The sequence below is a fragment of the Pseudomonas sp. Leaf15 genome (assembly GCF_001421425.1).
Taxonomy (GTDB): Bacteria; Pseudomonadota; Gammaproteobacteria; order Pseudomonadales; family Pseudomonadaceae; genus Aquipseudomonas; species Aquipseudomonas salomonii.
This window is the reverse complement of record NZ_LMKI01000010.1, coordinates 1-19,819: the sequence shown is the minus strand read 5'-3', so window position 1 is coordinate 19,819 and position 19,819 is coordinate 1. Positions and strand designations below refer to the sequence as shown.

Annotated in this window: 17 protein-coding genes and 1 pseudogene; 7 read left to right on the top strand and 11 right to left on the bottom strand. The window is 60.6% G+C overall.

The features are described 5' to 3' along the window. Positions 1-2 precede the first annotated feature (2 nt). From ASE80_RS31765 to gap, 8 genes and pseudogenes are all read right to left on the bottom strand, one after another. Positions 3-758 carry a methyl-accepting chemotaxis protein gene (locus ASE80_RS31765; protein ID WP_371920511.1) on the bottom strand — a complete coding sequence of 252 codons (756 nt, stop codon included), beginning with the start codon at positions 756-758 and terminating at the stop codon, positions 3-5. Between the two features lie 102 nt (positions 759-860). Beyond that, a pseudogene (locus ASE80_RS31760) lies at positions 861-2,000 on the bottom strand (PDC sensor domain-containing protein); the annotation flags it as partial. Positions 2,001-2,280: 280 nt separating this feature from the next. Then, positions 2,281-2,682, bottom strand: coding sequence for a YbaN family protein (locus ASE80_RS09365; protein ID WP_017139762.1), 402 nt, complete (start codon positions 2,680-2,682; stop codon positions 2,281-2,283). Positions 2,683-2,838: 156 nt separating this feature from the next. Further along, the gene (locus tag ASE80_RS09360; RefSeq protein ID WP_056858665.1) at positions 2,839-3,447 is read right to left on the bottom strand and encodes a biliverdin-producing heme oxygenase; all 609 of its coding nucleotides are present in this window, start codon (positions 3,445-3,447) and stop codon (positions 2,839-2,841) included. A 135-nt stretch (positions 3,448-3,582) separates the two neighbouring features. Next, complete coding sequence (locus tag ASE80_RS09355) at positions 3,583-6,147, bottom strand: TonB-dependent receptor (protein WP_056858664.1); 2,565 nt, start codon at positions 6,145-6,147, stop codon at positions 3,583-3,585. 115 nt (positions 6,148-6,262) lie between these two features. Continuing rightward, positions 6,263-7,231, bottom strand: a complete 969-nt coding sequence (locus ASE80_RS09350) for a FecR family protein (RefSeq protein ID WP_056858663.1) — start codon at positions 7,229-7,231, stop codon at positions 6,263-6,265. Positions 7,232-7,305: 74 nt separating this feature from the next. Beyond that, positions 7,306-7,824, bottom strand: coding sequence for an RNA polymerase sigma factor (locus ASE80_RS09345; protein ID WP_056858662.1), 519 nt, complete (start codon positions 7,822-7,824; stop codon positions 7,306-7,308). A 205-nt stretch (positions 7,825-8,029) separates the two neighbouring features. After that, on the bottom strand, positions 8,030-9,031 hold the full coding sequence (gene gap / locus ASE80_RS09340) for a type I glyceraldehyde-3-phosphate dehydrogenase (protein WP_056858661.1): 1,002 nt from the start codon (positions 9,029-9,031) through the stop codon (positions 8,030-8,032). Between the two features lie 221 nt (positions 9,032-9,252). Between gap and edd the strand changes: the two genes are divergently transcribed. The 4 genes from edd to ASE80_RS09320 all read left to right on the top strand — a co-directional run bounded on the left by edd (position 9,253) and on the right by ASE80_RS09320 (position 14,378). Beyond that, the gene (gene edd, locus ASE80_RS09335) at positions 9,253-11,079 is read left to right on the top strand and encodes a phosphogluconate dehydratase (RefSeq protein ID WP_056858660.1); all 1,827 of its coding nucleotides are present in this window, start codon (positions 9,253-9,255) and stop codon (positions 11,077-11,079) included. Beyond that, positions 11,076-12,032, top strand: a complete 957-nt coding sequence (locus tag ASE80_RS09330; protein WP_056858659.1) for a glucokinase — start codon at positions 11,076-11,078, stop codon at positions 12,030-12,032. Before edd ends, ASE80_RS09330 begins: the two co-directional genes overlap by 4 nt. 152 nt (positions 12,033-12,184) lie before the next feature. Beyond that, on the top strand, positions 12,185-12,919 hold the full coding sequence (locus tag ASE80_RS09325; RefSeq protein WP_017139770.1) for a response regulator: 735 nt from the start codon (positions 12,185-12,187) through the stop codon (positions 12,917-12,919). A gap of 31 nt (positions 12,920-12,950) precedes the next feature. Beyond that, positions 12,951-14,378 (top strand): ATP-binding protein, encoded by a 1,428-nt coding sequence (locus ASE80_RS09320; RefSeq protein ID WP_201024761.1) that lies wholly within the window; start codon positions 12,951-12,953, stop codon positions 14,376-14,378. 55 nt (positions 14,379-14,433) lie between these two features. Here the strand turns inward: ASE80_RS09320 and ASE80_RS09315 are convergent, their stop codons facing one another. Further along, positions 14,434-15,363 (bottom strand): AraC family transcriptional regulator, encoded by a 930-nt coding sequence (locus ASE80_RS09315; RefSeq protein WP_056858657.1) that lies wholly within the window; start codon positions 15,361-15,363, stop codon positions 14,434-14,436. Positions 15,364-15,691: 328 nt separating this feature from the next. Here ASE80_RS09315 and ASE80_RS09310 point away from each other — a divergent pair, with 328 nt between their 5' ends. Further along, positions 15,692-16,033 carry an antibiotic biosynthesis monooxygenase family protein gene (locus ASE80_RS09310; RefSeq protein ID WP_056858656.1) on the top strand — a complete coding sequence of 114 codons (342 nt, stop codon included), beginning with the start codon at positions 15,692-15,694 and terminating at the stop codon, positions 16,031-16,033. Positions 16,034-16,041: 8 nt separating this feature from the next. Next, complete coding sequence (locus tag ASE80_RS09305) at positions 16,042-16,323, top strand: hypothetical protein (RefSeq protein WP_056858655.1); 282 nt, start codon at positions 16,042-16,044, stop codon at positions 16,321-16,323. A gap of 161 nt (positions 16,324-16,484) precedes the next feature. Here ASE80_RS09305 and ASE80_RS09300 read toward each other — a convergent pair whose 3' ends face one another. Continuing rightward, on the bottom strand, positions 16,485-17,105 hold the full coding sequence (locus ASE80_RS09300; protein ID WP_056858743.1) for a flavin reductase family protein: 621 nt from the start codon (positions 17,103-17,105) through the stop codon (positions 16,485-16,487). Positions 17,106-17,297: 192 nt separating this feature from the next. Here ASE80_RS09300 and ASE80_RS09295 point away from each other — a divergent pair, with 192 nt between their 5' ends. Next, positions 17,298-18,053, top strand: a complete 756-nt coding sequence (locus tag ASE80_RS09295) for a COG4705 family protein (RefSeq protein WP_056858654.1) — start codon at positions 17,298-17,300, stop codon at positions 18,051-18,053. A gap of 118 nt (positions 18,054-18,171) precedes the next feature. On the opposite strand, the gene ASE80_RS09290 is transcribed toward ASE80_RS09295, so the two are convergent. Further along, positions 18,172-19,491, bottom strand: a complete 1,320-nt coding sequence (locus ASE80_RS09290; RefSeq protein ID WP_056858653.1) for an MFS transporter — start codon at positions 19,489-19,491, stop codon at positions 18,172-18,174. Between the last annotated feature and the right edge of the window lie 328 nt (positions 19,492-19,819).

The following is a 19,819-nucleotide window of genomic DNA, read 5'->3' as shown; positions in this document are numbered from 1 at the left end:
TTTTATACCTTGAACTGATCCATCAACTTCATCTGCTGGCTCGCCAGCGCATTCAGCTGGCTGCTGATGGCCGCCGATTCGGTGGCCTGGCCGGTGAGGGTTTCGGTCACGGTGCGGATCGCCGAGACGTTGCGGTTGACCTCTTCGGCCACGGCGCTCTGTTGTTCGGCGGCGCTGGCGATCTGCAGGTTCATGTCGCTGATCACCGTCACTGCATCACTGATCTTGCCCAGTGCCTGCACGGCTTGATGGATCTGCCCGGCGTTGCTTTGGGCCTGCTGTTGGCTGGAATGCATGGTCGCCACCACGCCACGGGTGCCGCTCTGGATGCGCTCGATCACCAGGCGAATTTCTTCTACCGAGTCCTGGGTGCGCTTGGCCAGGTTGCGCACCTCGTCGGCCACCACCGCAAACCCGCGCCCGCTTTCTCCGGCGCGTGCCGCTTCGATGGCGGCGTTCAGGGCCAGCAGGTTGGTTTGCTCGGCAATGCTGCGGATCACTTCGAGCACCGAGCCGATCTGTTCGCTGTTGACCGCCAGCGCTTCCACTTCGGTCACGGCCTTGCTGACTTCTTCGGCCAAAGTGGTGATGTCGCGGGTGCTCTGCTCAATGATCGACATGCCGTCACGCGCCGACTGGTCTGCGCCACGGGCAGCGCTGGCAGCGTTGGAGGCGCTGTTGGCCACATCATGGGCGGTGGCGCTCATTTCATTGGAGGCGGTGGCCACTTGGTCGATCTCGCGGAACTGCACCTGCATGCCTTCGCTGGTCTGGCGGGCGATGGCTGAGGACTGGTCCGCCGTGCCACGCGCTTCGGTGATGCTCTGCTTGATCTGCGCAATGGTCGGTTGCAGCTTGTCGAGGAAGCGGTTGAACCAGTTTGCCAACTCGCCCAGTTCGTCCTTCTTGGCGTAGGCCAGGCGTTGGGTGAGGTCGCCTTCGCCGCTGGCGATGTTTTTGAGCATCTCCGCAACGGTGTTGATTGGCCGGGTCACGCCGGTGGCGGTCAACCAGATCAGCAGCAGACCGAGCAAGGCAGCAGCGGCGCCGACCAGCAAGGCTTTGAGCGTGCCCGAGGCCTGGGCTTTGTCGAGCACGTCTTGCAGTTTCAAGGTGTCGGCCAGCATCACGTTCTTGGGCAGTTTGATCACAACGCCCCAGGCCTTGGCGTCGGCAATCGGCTTGACCGGGTACACGGCGCGGATCGTGTCATCTTGCTCACGGATCGTGCGGGTATCGTTGGCCAGCAGTTGCACGATTTCCTTGCCTTCTGCGCCGAGGGTGTCGATCAGGTTCTTGCCGACTTTGTCCGGCTGGCCGCTGTACGCCGCAATCAAACCGGTGCTGGACAGAATCTCCAGGTGCGCCGCGCCGTCGAACAGTTCTTTTTGCGCCGCGTCCGTCATCGCCTGCAGCGTATTGAGCGCCAGGTCGATACCGACCACGCCGATGACTTTGCCATCAACGATCAGCGGCAGCGAAATAGTGGTCATCAGCACCTGCTTGCCGGCCACCTCATCGGAATACGGGTCGAGCAGGCACACCGTGCGCGTGTCTCGTGGGCAGGTGTACCAGATGTTATAGGGCGTGCCGCTGAGGTTGAGGGTGGTTTTGGTCAGGTCATCCTCGACCATCACGGTGTTCAGTCCTTCGCCGCCAGCGCGGCTCCAGTAGCTGGCGAAACGGCCTTTTTCATTGGAAACGCGGGTTTTGTCGTTGACGAAGTCGCTGTCTTTGCCATCCAGGCCATTGGGTTCGAATGACAGCCAGATGCCCAGTACCTTGCTGTTGCGCTCAAAGGCGGTTTTGACACTCTGGTTGAGCTCTTCTCGCAATGCGCCAGGTTCCAGCGCTCGTTTGTTGGCGAGGGCACGCAGGTCTTTGACGTGATCGGCCAGCGCGGTGACCACCACAAGGTTTTCGCCAAAGGTTTTCTGTAACTGCACCGCTTGTTCGGCGGCCTTGGCTTGCAGCAGGTGTTGAACGTTTTGGGTGAGCATTCGCGAACTTGAATCGCTGATCAAATGGTCATTCTGATCGGTCTGGTACAGGTTGATACTGATGATCAGCGCTATCACCCCCAGCAGACAAAGGCCCGACAGCAGCACGATTTTCAAGCGGATGGAGAGGGTGTCGAACATAGGTTCACTCGCGATTGGACTCGTTGAAATGCAAGCAGGGCGAGCCAAGTCCATTCGGCGCTATGTCCGGAACATCGGCGTAAATGGATGTTTCATGAGGGAAAGGCGATGAGTGGTAGGAAAAAGACTACACGCCGCGTTATACGGGGGCTGCAAGCCGTTCGGGGCGTGACCAGATCCACAGGTTGCCCAGGCTCATTCCGGCAATCGCCAGGTAGATCGGCCAGCCGTGATCGAGCATCACCAGCATCAGCACGGCGCATAGCAGCATGCTCACGGTGGCGCTGACTTTGGCCCGGCGCGCGATGATCTTGCCATTGCGCCAGTTGAACAGAATCGGTCCGAACAGCCGGTGGTTTTCCAGCCAGGCACTCAAGCGCGGCGAACTTTTAGTTGCAGCCCAGGCGGCCAGCAGGATGAATTCAGTGGTGGGCAAACCCGGTATGACAATCGCCACCAACCCAATGCCCAGGCTGACGTAGGCCAGCAGGCCGAAGAGCAGCTGGGCGATTTTTGAGGTGGATTGGGTTTTGCCGGTCATGGTTCGGGTGATCACAGAAATCAGTTTGAAATGAGTTCCAAATGTGGGAGCGGGCTTGCTCGCGAATGCGGTGTGTCAGTCAACAAATTTATTAGCTGAACGACCGCTTTCGCGAGCAAGCCCGCTCCCACATTTGATTGCATTTCAATTCAAGTGTTACGCCAGTTCAGGGGCGCTAGCGTACGCCTGTTCCAGCAGCACGGTGAAGCGCACAAACGCGTCGATGGCACCTTTTTCTGCCGCGGCTTCTTCTTCGGCGCTGAACTCCAGGCCGTCGAGGGTGCGGGTGAAACGCTTCCAGCCTTCCGCGCGGCCACCGGCCGGCTCGCCCAGGTGACGGGCACCGAAGGTTTCGCTCAGGCCCAGGCCCACGGCGCGCTTGATCAGGAATGCAGCGCCCAGCTTGGAACCTTCGGACACGAACAGCCAGCCCAGGGCTTCGGCTTTGCTCGGGTTTTTTACGGCGCCGGCAACCGGTGCCGGTACCTCGGTTTCCAGGTCGGCCAGGTCCAGCTTGGCGGCGTCGGCGCGGCAGCGCTCAGCCAGGTCCGGGACGATCTTGATCAACTCGGGGTCGTTGTACAGTGCCACCAGCTCCGACTGGAACAGGTACTGCGCCACCACAAAACGGGCAAAGTTGGCGGGGGTTTCAAATGGCGCGTGGGCTTTGACCAGCGCGTCGAGCTTGGTGTGTGGCGCGTGGGTGATCTGATTCAGGCGCTGGGAGCGCAGGCTTGGGCGTTCTGCGGTAGGAGAAGCGGTCATCGAAAAAATCCTTGAGAAGGGGAGCGCCTGGGTGCTCTAAAGAGAGCTGTTATCAACTAGACGAACAAGAAGACGCGGCACAGTAAAAAAACCTCACCTCGCCGCTGATATAGGGCGGCGAGGTGAGAGCGGCGGTCAGATGTCCCAGATCAGGTTGATCGCGAAGTTGCGACCCGGCTGGGTCAGGCGGTCGAGGTTGGCGGGCGCGGTCACCCCGGCTTCGCCGACGCCGTCGTAGCTGCGCACGTCATCCCAGTTCCAGTACTTCTTGTCGGTGAGGTTGTAGATACCGCCGTTGATGGTCACGTCGTTGGTGACTTTGTAGAAGCCGGTCAGGTCGACGATGCCAAAACCCGGGGTCTTGAACGGCGCGCTGGTGCTGCCGTCCGGCGCGTGGAAGGTGGTGCTGTCGACACGGTTCTGTTTCTTCACCAGCGTCCAGCTGACCAACGCGCCGTATTGCTCCTGCTCGTAGCCCAGGCCGAATACGCCTTTAAGCGGGTTGACGCTGTTGAGCGGCTCGCCGTTGTCATCGTTACGGCCGTAGGTGTAGCCCACCGAGCCCTGGGTGTAGAGGCCTTGCGGCGCACCGAACGCGTCGAGGTTCAGGCGGCCTTTGGCCTCAATCCCCTTGATAGTGGCGTGCTTGATGTTGTTGGCTTCGAAGGTTTGGATGTCGCCGCCGGCGACCGAGGCGTCTTCGTCGATAAAGTCGCGGTACTTGTTGTAGAACACCGCGATGTCGAAGGAGCCCTCGTCGAACTGGCCGCGAATCCCGGTCTCGATGCCCTTGCTGGTTTCCGGCTTGAGGTTCGGGTTTGGCTCGACGGTGTAGCCCAGGTCGAGGTTTTCAAAGCGGCCATAGAGCGCCTTGGCCGACGGGGTGCGGAAACCCTCGGCGTATTGGCCGAACCAGGTGTACTGATCGGTCAGCGCGTAGGTCAGGCCGAATTTTGGCGTTACGCGGTGCCAGGTTTTTTCTTTGTCGCTGACCGGGTAGGCGCCGGTCGGGTTGACGGTGTTGAGGAATTCCTGGGTCAGCTTGGGCTTGAGCCGGGTGTAGTCGTAACGCACGGCGGGCAGGAAGGTCCATTTGTCCCAGGTGATCTGGTCCTGGGCGAAGAGTGAGTAGGTGTTGATAGTCGGGTCCGGGAAGTCGCTGGACTTTTTCACGCTGTCGCCGGCAGACGGGCTGGGCGCGCCGATGGCCGTGCAACCGGAGCCAACGGCGAGGCAGTAGGCCGAGCCTTCGCGCGAACCACTGACTTTCTGCTGCTTGAGGGTGGTGCCGTAGGTGACCTGGTGATCGGTTTCACCGAGGCTGAACGCCTTGTCCAACTGAGCGTCGAAGACCCACTGTTTTTCTTCATACAGGGTCTCACGGGTGCGCATGACGCGACGGCCCGGCTGGTAGATTTCAGCGGTGCTCTGGTCGGTCTTGGCGATCTGGTAATTGAGGCTGGTCTTGATACGGTCAGCCATCGGCGAGTCGAGGCCGAAGGTGTTTTCCAGGCCGAAGCGCTCGCGGGTGATGGTGTCGTTACCCGAGCGAGCGCGGTACAGGTTCATTCCGCGACCGCCGATAAACGGTCCGCCCACTGCGTTTTTCAAGTCGACGTCGCGATCATCCTTGAACTTCTCGTAGGTCAGGCCAAGACGGTTGTCATCGCCATAATTCCAGCCCATTTTCGCCAGGATATTGGTGGTGCGCGCATCTTCCGGGTTGGCGCCGGTGCGGGCCAGGCCGGTGGCGTTGTTGCCGTCGTAGGACTCCATTTCATGGCCATTGCGCTGGCTCAGGTGCAGCAAACCGTCGAAGTCCTGCACGCGGCCGGCGACGGTGCCGGAGGTCAGCCAGCTGTCGTCGGCGGAGCTGTAGCCGGTTTTGAGGCGGGCGCCGACGTCCTGGCCGGGCTTGATGATGTCGTCCGGGTCGAGGGTGAAGTAGCTCACTGCGCCGCCGATGGCGCTGCTGCCGTACAGGGCTGACGCCGGGCCGCGCAGGATCTCTACGCGCTTGACGATTTCCGGGTCGACGTAGTTGCGACGGGTCTTGGCATACGGGCCGTTGAAGAAGTTGTCCGGTACTTCTACACCGTCTACCTGGGTGAGGATGCGGTCGCCGTCGATGCCACGGATGTTGTAGCCGGCGTTGCTGGCGCGGGTGCCTGCGCCGCCCACCGACACGTTGGGCTCGTAACGTACCAGCTCACGGATGGTATTCACGTTCTGGCGGTCCAGCTCCTCACGCGCATGCACGGTGACGGTGCTCGGCACGCTGTTGACGTCCTGCTCACTGCGAGTGGCGCTGATGGTCACCTGTTGCAGGTTGAGCGTGCTGCCGGCCGGGCGCTTTTCCAGCACGATGTTGTTATTGCCCAGCTTGCGGTAGCTCAGGTTGGTGCCCAGCAACAGCCGATCCAGGGCCTTTTCCGGCGAAAGTGCGCCGCGTACGCCGGGGGACGACACACCCTGGCCGAGTTCTGCCGGCAGGCCGACTTGCCAGCCGGTCACGCTGGTAAAGGCATTCAACGCCGACACCAAGGGCTGCTGTTCGATGCTGAAACTGTAATTGCCGTGGCTGCGCGCGGCAGGTTCGGCGGCAGTAGCGGCCATCACCGGCGCACTGGCCAGCAGGATGGCGGCGGTTAGCAACGACAGGACGGGCGAAGAGGACCGGCGGTTGAAACGAGAGGACATCGAGAGCGCTCCGGAGATACGAATCTTATAGTTGCAAGCTGATCAAATAGGAATCAGTTGCATTGGCTATAACGAGACGAACCATCGGTGGCTATCGAGTAAAAATAATTCTCATTTAGTTCAAGATGACCAGCGCCGGGTATTCCGAAAGCTTGGCCGAGGTGATGTGCGCCAGGGAGCGCACCACATCCAGCGGTTGATCGAGGCGGTAATTGCCGGTGACGGCCACGCTTGCCAGCTTGTCGTTGGTGTTGACGATCCAGCCGGGGTAATAGCGACGCAACTCGGCGAGCACTTCGCTCATCGGGCAGTTTTCGAACACCAGGCGGCCCTGGACCCACGCCAAGTCTTTACCGGCATCCAGTTTGGCCGGTTGGCCGAAGCCTTTGGGGCCGATGCGGATGCTCTCACCGGCGCTCAGGCGCACGCGGGCATCGTCGAAGGTGTTGCTCAAGTCCACGTCGCCGCGCTGCACCTGCACCTGGGCTTCGCCATTGAGGTAGCGCACGGCGAAGTCGGTGTCGCGCACGCTGGCGCGCACGGGGCCGGCGTCAATCTCCAGCGGCAGGCCACGGCTGGGCGCCACCTCAAAAAAAGCTTCGCCCTGAAACAATCGGGCGACGCGCTGGTGATCCTTGATGCTGCTGGAAAACGCCGAGTTGGTGTTGAGCAACACTTTGGAGCCGTCCTCCAATTGCAGGCGCTGGCGTTCACCGACGACGGTGAGGTGGTCGGCCTGCAAGCGCACGGGCAGGTTGCTGAAGCTGAACAGACCGATCAGCAGCACAGCGGCGGTGGCCAGGGGTTTCCAATGCGGCTTGATACGCCGCCACGCGCTGGGTTTGCGCGGCACTGCCAGGGCCACGGCGGCGCTGTGAACCGGCGCGCCGCCCCAGGCGGCCTGGGCCTTGCTGAAGGCGAGCAGGTGCGCCGGGTCGCTGGCCAGCCAGGCATCGAACTCGGCTTGCTGCCCGGGTTGCGGGCATTGCAAGGCGATCAGCCAGTCGAGGGCTTGGTCCATGGCCGCGTCTTGCAACACCTCATGAGCCAGCTCATGGGGGCGCAGTTTATTCGGGTCCGTCACGGTGTTCCTCGGGTCTTCGCCACGTTCTATTCATCTTTCCTACAGCCTGGTTCGACACCTCTGTCGGGTGAAGCTTAAGGCTGATCCAGCCGTTCGGCCACTCCTACACAGATGGCCATGATCAATTTCAGTTCCTTTTGCACCGTGCTCAAGGACACTTGCAACTGATCGGCAATCTCCTGGTAGCTGCAACCGTGCAGGCGGCTGAGGATGAAAATCTGCTGCTGGCGCGCGCTCAACTGGCCGAGGCTGACGCTCAGGTGTTCGAGCAATTGCTCGGCCTGGGTGGCGTCTTCGGGCGTGCTGATCGGCGCTGCGACGCTCTGCAGCACGTCCAGCGGCACATCTTCTTGCAGTGTGCGGGCCTGGATGCGGCGCGAGCGCAGATGGTCCAGCGCCAGGTTGCGCGCGGTTTGATAGACGAAGGGTTCGAGGTGATCGATCGGCCGCTCGCTGAGCGCCCGCGTAACGCGCAGGTAGGTTTCCTGCAACAGGTCCTCGGCGGTGCTGTGGTTATTCACCATCCGCTGCAGAGTGCGTAGCAGAATCACCCGTTGGGTGAGAAAGACTTGGTTGAAGCGAGATTGGCTCACAGTGATACCAGACCGGTTTGCAGTTAATGATAATGCTTATCATCAACTCAAATGGCAAGTGGCTATTTCGTTGAGCCTGCATAGGTGCAAGGAGGTGCACAAAACCCATGTGGGAGCGGGCTTGCTCGCGAATGCGGTGCATCAGTCAACAAATATGCCAACTGAACCGCCGCCTTCGCGAGCAAGCCCGCTCCCACATTGGAAATTACTCGGCGTTGCAGAGCGCCAGGCAGTTATCCAGCATACGGTTGGAGAAGCCCCACTCGTTGTCATACCACGCCAGTACCTTCAGCAACTTGCCGCTGACCTTGGTGTGGTTGGCATCGAAAATCGACGACAGCGGGTTATGGTTGAAGTCGCTCGAAACCAGCGGCAGGGTGTTGTAGCCGAGGATTTTCGAGTGCTGGCTGGCTTCTTTCAGCAGAGCGTTGACTTGCTCGGCCGTGGCTTCTTTCTTCAGCGTCACGGTGAGGTCCACCAACGACACGTTGATCACCGGCACCCGCACGGCCATGCCGGTCAGCTTGCCCGCCAGTTCCGGCAGTACCAGGCCGACCGCTTCGGCGGCGCCGGTCTTGCTCGGGATCATGTTCTGGGTGGCCGAACGCGCGCGGTACGGGTCGGTGTGGTACACGTCGGTGAGGTTCTGGTCGTTGGTGTAGGCGTGAATCGTGGTCATCAGGCCGCTTTCGATGCCCAGCTCGCGATGCAGCACCTGAGCCACAGGCGCCAGGCAGTTGGTGGTGCACGACGCGTTGGAGATGATCTGGTGCGATTGACGCAAAATGTCATGGTTTACCCCGTAAACCACGGTGGCGTCCGCGCCTTTGGCCGGGGCCGAGATGATCACCTTGCGCGCGCCGGCGGTAATATGGGCGGCAGCCTTGTCGCGTTCGGTGAACAGACCGGTGCATTCGAACACCACGTCGATCTTGTGTGCGGCCCACGGCAGGTCGGCCGGGTTGCGAATGGCACTGACGGCAATCCGGTCACCATTGACGGTCAGGCTTTCCTGATCGTGTGCGACCTCTGCTTCGAAAGTGCCGTGCACGGTGTCGTATTTGAGCAGGTGGGCATTGATCGAGCTGTCGCCCAGATCATTGATGGCGACGATCTGCAAATCCTGGCGGTAGCCTTGGGTATACAGTGCGCGCAGGACATTACGGCCGATACGGCCAAAACCATTGATTGCGATACGAAGAGTCATTGGAAAGTGCCTGTCGTCGATTTGTTGTAAGAATTACAAGATTATTCGCATAAAAATAGAAAACAAGCCTTTTTAGTGGCAATATTTTGTTCAATCTACAACGAGTGACCTGAATCAACTGGTCCGATGATTCAAACGACACCCTGCCATCCCATGCGCTGCGGGCGTTTGATCAGCATAGACACTCAGGTCGCCACATCCGTTAGCCTGGAGTTCTACACATGCATCCCCGCGTTATTGAGGTCACCGAACGGCTTATCGCCCGCAGTCGTGCAACCCGCGAGGCTTACCTTGCGCTCATTCGCGGCGCGGCCAGCGACGGCCCGATGCGCGGCAAGCTGCAATGCGCCAACTTTGCCCACGGCGTGGCGGGTTGCGGCACTGAAGATAAAAATAGTCTGCGCATGATGAATGCCGCCAACGTGGCAATTGTTTCTTCATATAACGACATGCTCTCGGCGCATCAGCCGTACGAACATTTCCCTGAACAAATCAAGAAAGCCCTGCGCGAAGTCGGCTCGGTCGGCCAGTTCGCCGGTGGCACGCCCGCCATGTGCGACGGCGTGACCCAAGGCGAGCCCGGCATGGAGCTGAGCCTGCTGAGCCGCGAAGTGATTGCCATGTCGACGGCGGTAGCGCTGTCCCACAACATGTTCGATGCCGCGCTGATGCTGGGCATCTGCGACAAAATCGTCCCTGGCCTGATGATGGGCGCCCTGCGCTATGGCCATCTGCCGATGATCTTCGTACCGGGCGGCCCTATGCCGTCGGGCATCTCCAACAAGCAGAAAGCCGACGTGCGCCAGCGTTACGCCGAAGGCAAGGCTACCCGCGAAGAGCTGCTGGAATCGGAGATGAAGTCTTACCACAGCCCCGGCACCTGCACCTTCTACGGCACCGCCAACACCAACCAGTTGCTGATGGAAGTGATGGGCCTGCACCTGCCGGGCGCTTCGTTCGTCAACCCGTACACGCCGCTGCGTGACGCGCTGACCCGCGAAGCCGCGCACCAGGTCACGCGCCTGACCAAGGCCAGCGGCGACTTCACGCCGATTGGCGAGATCGTCGACGAAAAATCCATCGTCAACTCCATCGTCGCCCTCAATGCGACCGGCGGTTCCACCAACCACACCCTGCACATGCCGGCCATCGCCATGTCGGCGGGCATCATCCTCACCTGGCAGGACATGGCCGACCTCTCCGAGGTGGTGCCGACCCTGTCCCACGTGTATCCAAACGGCAAGGCCGACATCAACCACTTCCAGGCAGCGGGCGGCATGTCGTTCCTGATCCGCGAACTGCTTGAAGCCGGCTTGCTCCACGAAGACGTCAACACCGTAGCCGGCAAGGGCCTGAGCCGTTACACCCAGGAACCGTTCCTGGTCGACGGCGAGCTGATCTGGCGCGAAGGCCCGATCGAAAGCCTCGACGAAACCATTCTGCGCCCTGTAGCCCGTGCGTTCTCGCCCGAAGGCGGCTTGCGCGTGATGGAAGGCAACCTCGGCCGTGGCGTGATGAAGGTTTCGGCCGTGGCGCCGGAGCATCAGATCGTCGAAGCACCGGCCGTGGTGTTCCAGGATCAGCAGGATCTGGCCGATGCATTCAAGGCCGGCCAGCTGGAAAAAGACTTTGTCGCGGTGATGCGCTTCCAGGGGCCGCGCTCCAACGGCATGCCCGAACTGCACAAGATGACGCCGTTCCTCGGCGTGTTGCAGGACCGTGGCTTCAAAGTTGCGTTGGTAACAGACGGGCGTATGTCCGGCGCCTCGGGTAAGATCCCCGCCGCGATTCATGTCAACCCCGAAGCCCAGAGCGGCGGGCCGCTGGCGCGGGTCAAAGATGGCGATATCATTCGCGTCGATGGCGTGAAGGGCACCTTGGAGCTTAAGGTGGACGCCGAAGAATTTGCAGCGCGCACGCCTGCCACGGGCCTGTTGGGCAACAACGTGGGGGCCGGTCGCGAGCTGTTTGCATTTATGCGCTTGGCCGCAAGCTCCGCAGAGCAGGGCGCCAGCGCCTTTACCTCTGCCTTGGAGACGCTTAAGTGAAGCTTGCGCTGGTCGGTGACATTGGTGGTACCAACGCCCGTTTTGCGTTGTGGCGGGATCAGGAGCTGCATTCGATCCGCGTGCATGCCACCGCAGACCACCACAGCCCTGAGGAAGCCATCAAGGTTTACCTCAAGGAAGAAGGCCTGGAAATCGGGGACATCGGCGCGGTGTGCCTGTCGGTCGCCGGGCCGGTGAGTGGCGATGAATTCAAGTTCACCAACAATCACTGGCGGCTGAGCAAAACTGCGTTTTGCAAAACCCTGCAGGTTGATGAGCTGCTGCTGGTCAATGACTTCACGGCCATGGCCCTGGGCATGACGCGGCTCAAACCCGATGAGTTTCGCGTGGTGTGCCAAGGCACGCCGGAGCCCTTGCGCCCAGCCGTGGTGATCGGCCCGGGCACTGGCCTGGGTGTGGGCACCTTGCTGGACTTGGGCGAAGGCCGTTACGCGGCATTGCCGGGGGAGGGCGGCCATGTCGACCTGCCGCTGAGCAGCCCGCGTGAAACCCAGTTGTGGCAGCACATTCACAGCGAGATTGGGCATGTGAGCGCCGAGACCGCGCTGAGCGGTGGCGGCCTGCCTCGTGTATACCGCGCCATTTGTGCGGTCGACGGGCACACGCCGGTGCTGGACACGCCCGAAGCCATCACGGCAGCGGGCCTGGCCGGCGACCCGGTGGCCATGGAAGTGTTGAACCAGTTCAGCATCTGGCTGGGCCGTGTGGCCGGTAACAACGTGCTGACCACCGGTGGGCGGGGTGGTGTGTACATCGTGGGCGGGGTGATTCCGAGGTTTGCCGACTTCTTTATCAACAGCGGTTTTGCCAGGAGCTTCAGCGACAAGGGCTGCATGAGCGACTACTTCAAAGGCATTCCGGTGTGGTTGGTGACGGCGCCGTATTCCGGGTTGACCGGGGCCGGTGTCGCGCTTGAGCAGGCTTTTGCGTAGGGGCTGATGGCCTCATCGCAGGCAAGCCAGCTCCCACAGTTGACCGGGTTCCAACCTTGGAATGCAGTCAACTGTGGGAGCTGGCTTGCCTGCGATAGGGCCTCAAACGCAACAAATGACGTAAGCTTGGCCATAACAACAAGGAGGACCCCGTGAGCGTAATCAGTAAATCGATTCTCCTCGTCGACGACGACCAGGAAATCCGCGAATTGCTGCAGACCTACCTCAGTCGCGCCGGCTTCCAGGTGCGTGGCGTGCCGGATGGCGCGGGGTTTCGCCAGGCGATGAACGAGGCGCCGTGCGACCTGGTCATCCTCGATGTGATGTTGCCGGACGAAGACGGTTTCAGCCTTTGCCGCTGGATTCGCCAGCACCCGCGCCAGGCGCAGGTGCCGATCATCATGCTGACCGCCAGTTCCGACGAAGCCGACCGTGTGATCGGCCTGGAGCTGGGCGCCGACGATTACATCGGCAAACCTTTCAGCCCCCGCGAGCTGCAAGCGCGAATCAAAGCCCTGTTGCGCCGCGCCCAGTTTGGCCAGGAACGCACGGGCGGCGGCGACGTGCTGGTGTTCGATGAATGGCGCCTGGACATGATCAGCCATCGCCTGTTTCACGTGGACGGCGAAGAGGTGATTCTCTCCGGCGCCGATTTTGCCTTGCTCAAACTGTTTCTCGATCACCCGCAACAGATTCTCGACCGCGACACCATCGGCAACGCCACTCGTGGCCGCGACCTGATGCCGTTGGACCGTATCGTCGACATGGCCGTCAGCCGCCTGCGCCAACGCCTGCGCGATACCGAAAAACCTCCAAGGCTGATCCGCACGGTGCGTGGCAGCGGTTATCAACTGGCAGCCAGCGTGGTTGCCGGCAATGCCCACTGAACCACTGACCGAGCGCCGCCGGCGCTTTCCGGTGCCGCGTTCGCTGCTTGGGCGCATGTTACTGCTGACCTTGCTCGTGGTGCTGTTCGCCCAGGCGCTGTCCAGCGTGATCTGGGTTTCGCAATTGCGCGCCACCCAGCTCGAAGGCCTGGTGACCAGCGCGCGCAGCCTGGCGCATTCAATGACGGCCAGTGTGAGTTACTTTCGCTCGCTGCCGGTGGCCTATCGCCCGTTGGTGCTCGACCAACTACGCAGCATGGGCGGCACGCGCTTTGTGGTGACCCTCAACGACCGCCCTCTGGACATGCAGATTCTGCCGCAGACCCCGCGCAAGCAGGCGGTGCTGCAAGCCGTGGATGAAGTGCTGCGCCAAACCCTGGGCAGCGACGTGCTTATCTCGGTGGAATTCGTCAGCGCCGAGGACCTGCGTATTTTCAACGCGGGCCTCAAGCTTGATGAGCTGCCGCGTTCCTGGGCGCATTACGCCCTGACCCTGGAGCCGGTGAACCCGCCGGTGCTGGTCACACAGATCCAGCTGGCCCCCGGCGAATGGCTGTACATCGCCTCGCTGCTACCCGAGCCCTACACCAGTTTGGAAGAGCAAGGCCTGCCGTCGCAGCAAGTGTGGTTTATCGTGCTGACCAGCGGTTTTCTGCTGCTGTTTATCGGCCTGCTGGTGCACTGGCAAAGCCGGCCGCTCAAGCGCCTGGCGCGGGCAGCGCGGGACATGTCCCTGGGCGCCGATGTGGAGCCGGTGGCCGAAGGCGGTGGCAGCGAAGTGGTGGAAGTGGGCCGTGCATTCAATGCCATGCGCGAACGCATCAGCCGCTACCTCACCGAGCGCAGCCAATTGTTCAGCGCGATTTCCCACGATTTGCGCACGCCGATCACGCGCCTGCGCCTGCGCGTGGAGTTGCTGGAAGACGAAAACCTGCAAGCCAAATTCGGCCGCGACCTGGATGAGCTGGAGCTGTTGGTCAAGGGCGCGTTGCAGTGCGTCAAAGACACCGACATCCACGAAAACATCGAGCCGGTCGACCTCAATCACGTGCTCGATTGCCTGGTGGAACCGTACCTGGCACCGAACGGTAATGGTCGCATCACCCAGCACGGCCGGGCGCTGACCCCTTATCCGGGCAAACCGCTGGCGCTCAAGCGCTGCATCGGCAACCTGATCGACAATGCCCTGAAGTACGGGCAGAACGCGCATTTGCATATCGAGGACGATGGCGTGGAGTTCATCCTGCATGTGGATGACGAAGGCCCCGGGGTGCCGGAGCAGCGTTTGGAGCAAGTGTTTGAGCCGCACTTCCGACTGGCCGGGCAGCAGCAAGGTTATGGCTTGGGCCTGGGGATTGCGCGCAACATTGCCCACAGCCATGGCGGGGAAGTGAGTTTGCAGAATTTGCGCGAAGGCGGTTTGCGGGTGACCCTCCAGTTGCCCCGAACCCTGGACTGACCAACACTACCTATCAACTGTGGGAGCTGGCTCCCACATTTTGATCCCGGTTGAGTCAGATACTCTGGCGCAGCCGGGCCAAATCCCGCAGTGGCGGCGCCCCGAACAACCGGCTGTACTCACGGCTGAACTGCGACGGGCTTTCATACCCTACCCGATACCCCGCCGCCGACGCCTCCAGCCCTTCGGCAATCATCAATCGCCGTGCTTCCTGCAACCGCAGTTGCTTCTGGTATTGCAGCGGACTCATCGCCGTAATCGCCTTGAAACGATGGTGCAAGGTCGAAACACTGAGGTTCACTTCCTTGGCCAGGTCATCAATGCGCAGCGGTTGCTCGTAGTTGCCGTTCAACCACTTGATCGCCTGGCTCACGCGATGGCTCTGACTGTTGGCCACGGCGATTTCATACAGCCGGTAACCCTGTGGGCCACGTAGCAAGCGATAAAGGATCTCGCGATTGATAAGGGGCGCGAGCATGGCGATGTCTTTCGGTGTATCCAGCAGGCGCGCCAGGCGCAGCACGGCGTCGAGCAGTTGGTTGTCGATGCGGTCAACGTACATGCCACGGGATGTCGGCCGCGAGGGCACGCCCATCGGGCCTGCCTCGGCGATCAGCGCGGTGAGCTGGGCCGGGTCGATATTGATGCGCACCGACAGGTTGGGGTCTTGCGGTGTGGCGTCGATGATGCGCCCGGCGACCGGCATCGCCACCGAAAACACCAGATAATTGAGCGGGTCGTAGGCAAAGATTTCGTCGGCCAGGCGCACTTCCTTGCTGCCACTGGCCAGGATGCACAAGGCGGGTTCCACCAGCACCGGCATGAAATCGCGGGGCGTGTTGTGGCGGTTCAGATACAGCGAGGTAATTGCCGTGCCGTAGGAGCCATCTTCCCAGGTGTGACGGTGAACAATGCTGGCCAGCTCGGCGCGTTGTTTTTCCATCTCGGCATCGAGGGGCATTGGCTTGGTTTCGGGCGACGACATGGGGCGTCCTCTGCTGACTGCTTTGATGGGCCCAGCTTAGCGGCGGCTTTGCAAAAGGTGTTACTTCGATTCTGCACAATCCTTGCCTGATCCTGCGATAGAGCGTGAATCAGGCAAGAGCAGGGCCTGTCATCCGCTTGAAACATTGAGTGTAGGGTTGGAATAAGTCCCGGGGGCCAGACGTCTTATCTACGCTTCTCGCAGGATTGTGCAATAAGCCTGCAGGAATCGACTAACTGCGCCCACCTTCGCGCCGCTATCTTTGATCCTGTGGCAACACGCCCTCACAGTGCTTGCCGAGCATCACTTCTCAACGGGAGAGTCGAACATGTCCACCCCCATTCCCGCGAGCCATATGGCCTTTATCCGTGCCCGTACCGGGTGCAGCACCGAACTCGGTGCACGCTTGAGCAGTTTGATCGAACCGGGCCGTCAGGCTCAGGGTTGCCTGCAATTCTCGTTGCAGCATTCCCAGGTCGATCCCGATGTATGGCTGGTCTCAGGCTTCTGGAGCAGCGAGCAGGCGATGAGCGCCTACTTCAGTTCCCCTGCCTTGATGATCTTTACCGAGCTGTTGAACGACATGGTCGTGCGCAGCATGGACTTCCAGACCTTCACCGACGCAACCGCCGCCCATGCTTACGGTGAGTACCTGCAACTGGCCGGTTAGCGGTTAGAATGGCCGACTTTCCATTGGCCGGGACCTGCAACATGGCACGTAAACAATTTGCCCATCACGAAGCCGTTTCTGCATTAGTGCGTGAAGAAGAGGGTGGCTACAGCGCCGCCGTCGCCGTCAAGGCACTCGATGGCATGGGCGCCCCGCAGTTTCACAAGATCCTGGCTGGCCAGACGTTCAAGACCGCCTCCGACGCCGACGATGCAGCGACGCTGCAACTTGAATGTCTGGTCGATGTGGACGAGGACGGTCAACTGACTTGGGCAACAGCCGCAAGCTGAAGCCGAACACTTTATATCGCTCATCAAAAATCAAATGTGGGAGCCGGGCTTGCCCGCGATAGCGGTCTGCCAGCCAACTCATCAGGTGGCTGACAAACCGCTATCGCGGGCAAGCCCGGTTCCCACAGGGTTCTGTTGTGTTTGTTGGGCGAGTGTTCCAGTCAGCGCGGGCGATGCATCTTAAATAGCGCCTCCGGCCCCAACTGGAAATAATCCGCCGGCCCACCACCACGCAAAATCGGCTCAGCGGCCGCCGTGTCGTAAACCCCATCCTTGAGCAGCCACTTGGCAATGTGCACGGCAACCACCTCACCGAGCACCAGCCAGCTCGGCACCAACGCCTTGTCGGCACGCTGCAGTTGAATGATCTGCGTCACCTTGCATTCAAACGACACCGGGCTTTCGCCCACCCGTGGCACCGCGACGATTTTCGAGGCCACCGGCGTCAGGCAGGATAACTCGAATTCATTCACGTCCGGCGAGACGGCCGCGCAACTCTGGTTCATTTGCTCGGCCAGCGGGCGGGTTGCCAGGTTCCACACGAACTCACCGGTCTGTTCGATGTTGTTGAGGCTGTCTTTGCGCCCGACACTGGAAAACCCAATGATCGGCGGAATGTAGTTGAACGCATTGAAAAAACTGTAGGGCGCCAGGTTCAGACGGCCAGCGGCGTCGTGTGACGAAATCCAGCCAATCGGCCGTGGCCCGACGATGGCGTTGAACGGATCATGGGGCAGGCCGTGGCCGTTGGCGGGTTCGTAGAAATGGATATCGTCGGACATGGGCCAGGGTTCCTGCTGCGCGTTGGAGGAGGCCGTCATAGTGCAATCCAGAGCGGTGAATTTCCATCGCGCGTATGGAATTTTCATTGATTGCCCACCTATTTTTCACAGCCCCACGTTCAGTCTGCGCGCCAGGTCGGCACCCCTTTAAGTCGGCCGATTGAAAGACTGAGCTTCGGAGCCTTCTCGCACATGAACAAACTTCCTCAGATCACCCTGGCGTTCTGGGTCATGAAAATCTGCGCAACGACCCTGGGCGAAACCGCCGGGGATTTGCTCTCTATGACCCTTAACGTCGGCTACGCCATCAGCTCGATGATCCTGATCAGCGTGTTTCTCGTCACCCTGCTGACACAGCTCTGGTCGAAAACCTACAACCCGGTGCTGTACTGGATCGTGATCCTGTCCACCAGCACGGCCGGCACCACCATGTCGGACTTTATGGACCGCACGTTGGGCCTGGGCTATGCGGCAGGGTCGATGATCCTGATCGTGATCCTGATGATCATCTTTGCACTGTGGCGCTTGAGCGGCGACTCGCTGAACGTGAACAAGGTCCAGACCTTTCGCGGCGAGCTGTTTTACTGGATGGCGATTCTGTTCTCCAACACCTTGGGCACTGCGTTGGGCGACTTCCTGGCGGACGACTCGGGCTTGGGCTTTGCCGGCGGCGCCTTGCTGATCGGCTCGGCGATTGCGGTGGTGGTCGCACTCAAATACTTCACACAGATTTCGTCAGTGCTGCTGTTCTGGGTGGCATTTGTACTGACCCGCCCGTTTGGCGCGACCCTGGGCGACTTCCTCACCAAACCTCACGAAAAAGGCGGGCTGGATTTCGGCACCATCGGCTCATCGGCGGTGCTGGCGGCGGTGCTGGTGGTGATGATTGCCGGGGCGGCGTACGCGCAGCGTCGGTATGGGCGACGCGAGGTGGCGGAGCTGTCCTGATTCAAAATGTGGGAGCGGGCTTGCTCGCGAATGCGGAGTATCAGTCGCCTAAAATATTGACTGACAGAACGCTTTCGCGAGCAAGCCAGCTCCCACATTTTTTTACCGCGTTAAATCTTTAATCCGTGGTGATGCGCGAATGTTTACGCGTGTCTTTCATGGTCACGTAAACCACCAGCGACACCGCGATACACGCGGTCACATACCAGTAGTAACCCGTCTCCATGCCGATGTTCTTGAACCACAGCGCAATCACTTCAGCCGTACCGCCGAAGATCGACACGGTCAGCGCATACGGCAGGCCCACGCCCAGCGCACGGATCTCGGTCGGGAACAGTTCAGCTTTCACCACCGCGTTGATCGAGGTATAGCCGCTGACGATGATCAGCGCCGCCATGATCAGGAAGAACGCGCCCCACCAGCTTTGGATGGTGTGCAGGGTGGTGAGGATCGGCACGGTGAACAGCGTGCCGAGGATGCCGAAGGCGATCAGGATCGGCCGGCGGCCAACCTTGTCCGACAGCCCGCCCACCAGCGGTTGCAGGCACATGAACAGGAACAGGGTGGCGGCTGAAATGGTGGTGGAGTCGGAGATGCTCATGCCCACCGTGTTCACCAGGTATTTCTGCATGTAGGTGGTGTAGGTGTAGAAGGCCAGGGTGCCGCCCATGGTCAGGCCGACCACGGTCATCACTTCCTTGGGGTGACGCATCAAGGTGCGCATCGCGCTTTCCTTGGCTTTTTCCTTTTTGGTGAACGACTCGGTTTCTTCCATGCCACGCCGCAGGAACAACGCGACCACCGCGCACAGCGCGCCGATGGCGAACGGGATGCGCCAGCCCCAGGCATACAGCTGCTCGGTGGTCAGGGTTTGTTGCAACACGATCAATACCGCCAGGGCGATGAGCTGGCCGGAGATCAGGGTCACGTACTGGAAGCTGGAGAAGAAACCGCGACGCTCCTTGGTCGCCATCTCACTCAAGTAAGTGGCCGAAGTGCCGTACTCGCCACCCACCGACAGGCCTTGCAGCAAGCGTGCAAACACCAGCAGGATCGGCGCGCCGATACCGATGGTGTCGTAGCCCGGCGTCAGCGCGATCAGCAGCGAGCCGAAGCACATCAGCAATACCGAGGCCATCAAGGCCGCCTTGCGACCCTTGTAGTCAGCGTAAAGCCCCATCAGCCAGCCACCGATGGGGCGCATGATAAAGCCCACGGCGAAGATGGCGGCGGTTTTCATCAACTGGGCGGTGGAAGAACCGGCAGGGAAGAACGTCTTGGCGAAATACAGCGAGAAGGCCGCGTAGACGTACCAGTCGTACCACTCGACCATGTTGCCGACGGAGCCACTGAAGATCGATTTGATGCGGCTGGTAGTGGTGCGCTCTTTAGCCGGCACAGCCGCCGACCCCAGAGGCAGGGCGTTGGAGTTATCCATTGAAGGATCCTTCATCTAGTTGTTTTTATGGAGCCGCACGAACGCAGCCTGGTTTGGGCTATAGCAGGAGCTGTGCCAAACAGATGAAGGCCCGGAATAGAAGGGTTACAAGATTTTTTTGAGCGGAAAGTTGCTGATGATTCTTGGGTGATGAGCGGAAAACCGCTTATGGCTGCTGGCCTCTTCGCGAGCAAGCCCGCTCCCACATTTGAAGGTATTCACAATTCAAAATGTGGGAGCAACTGTCTTAACCTACCGTCCGTCAGCGCCATTCTGTACCGTCTCGCAGCATGGCATTTAGTCTGATCAGTAGTATCCGCATGCAGGC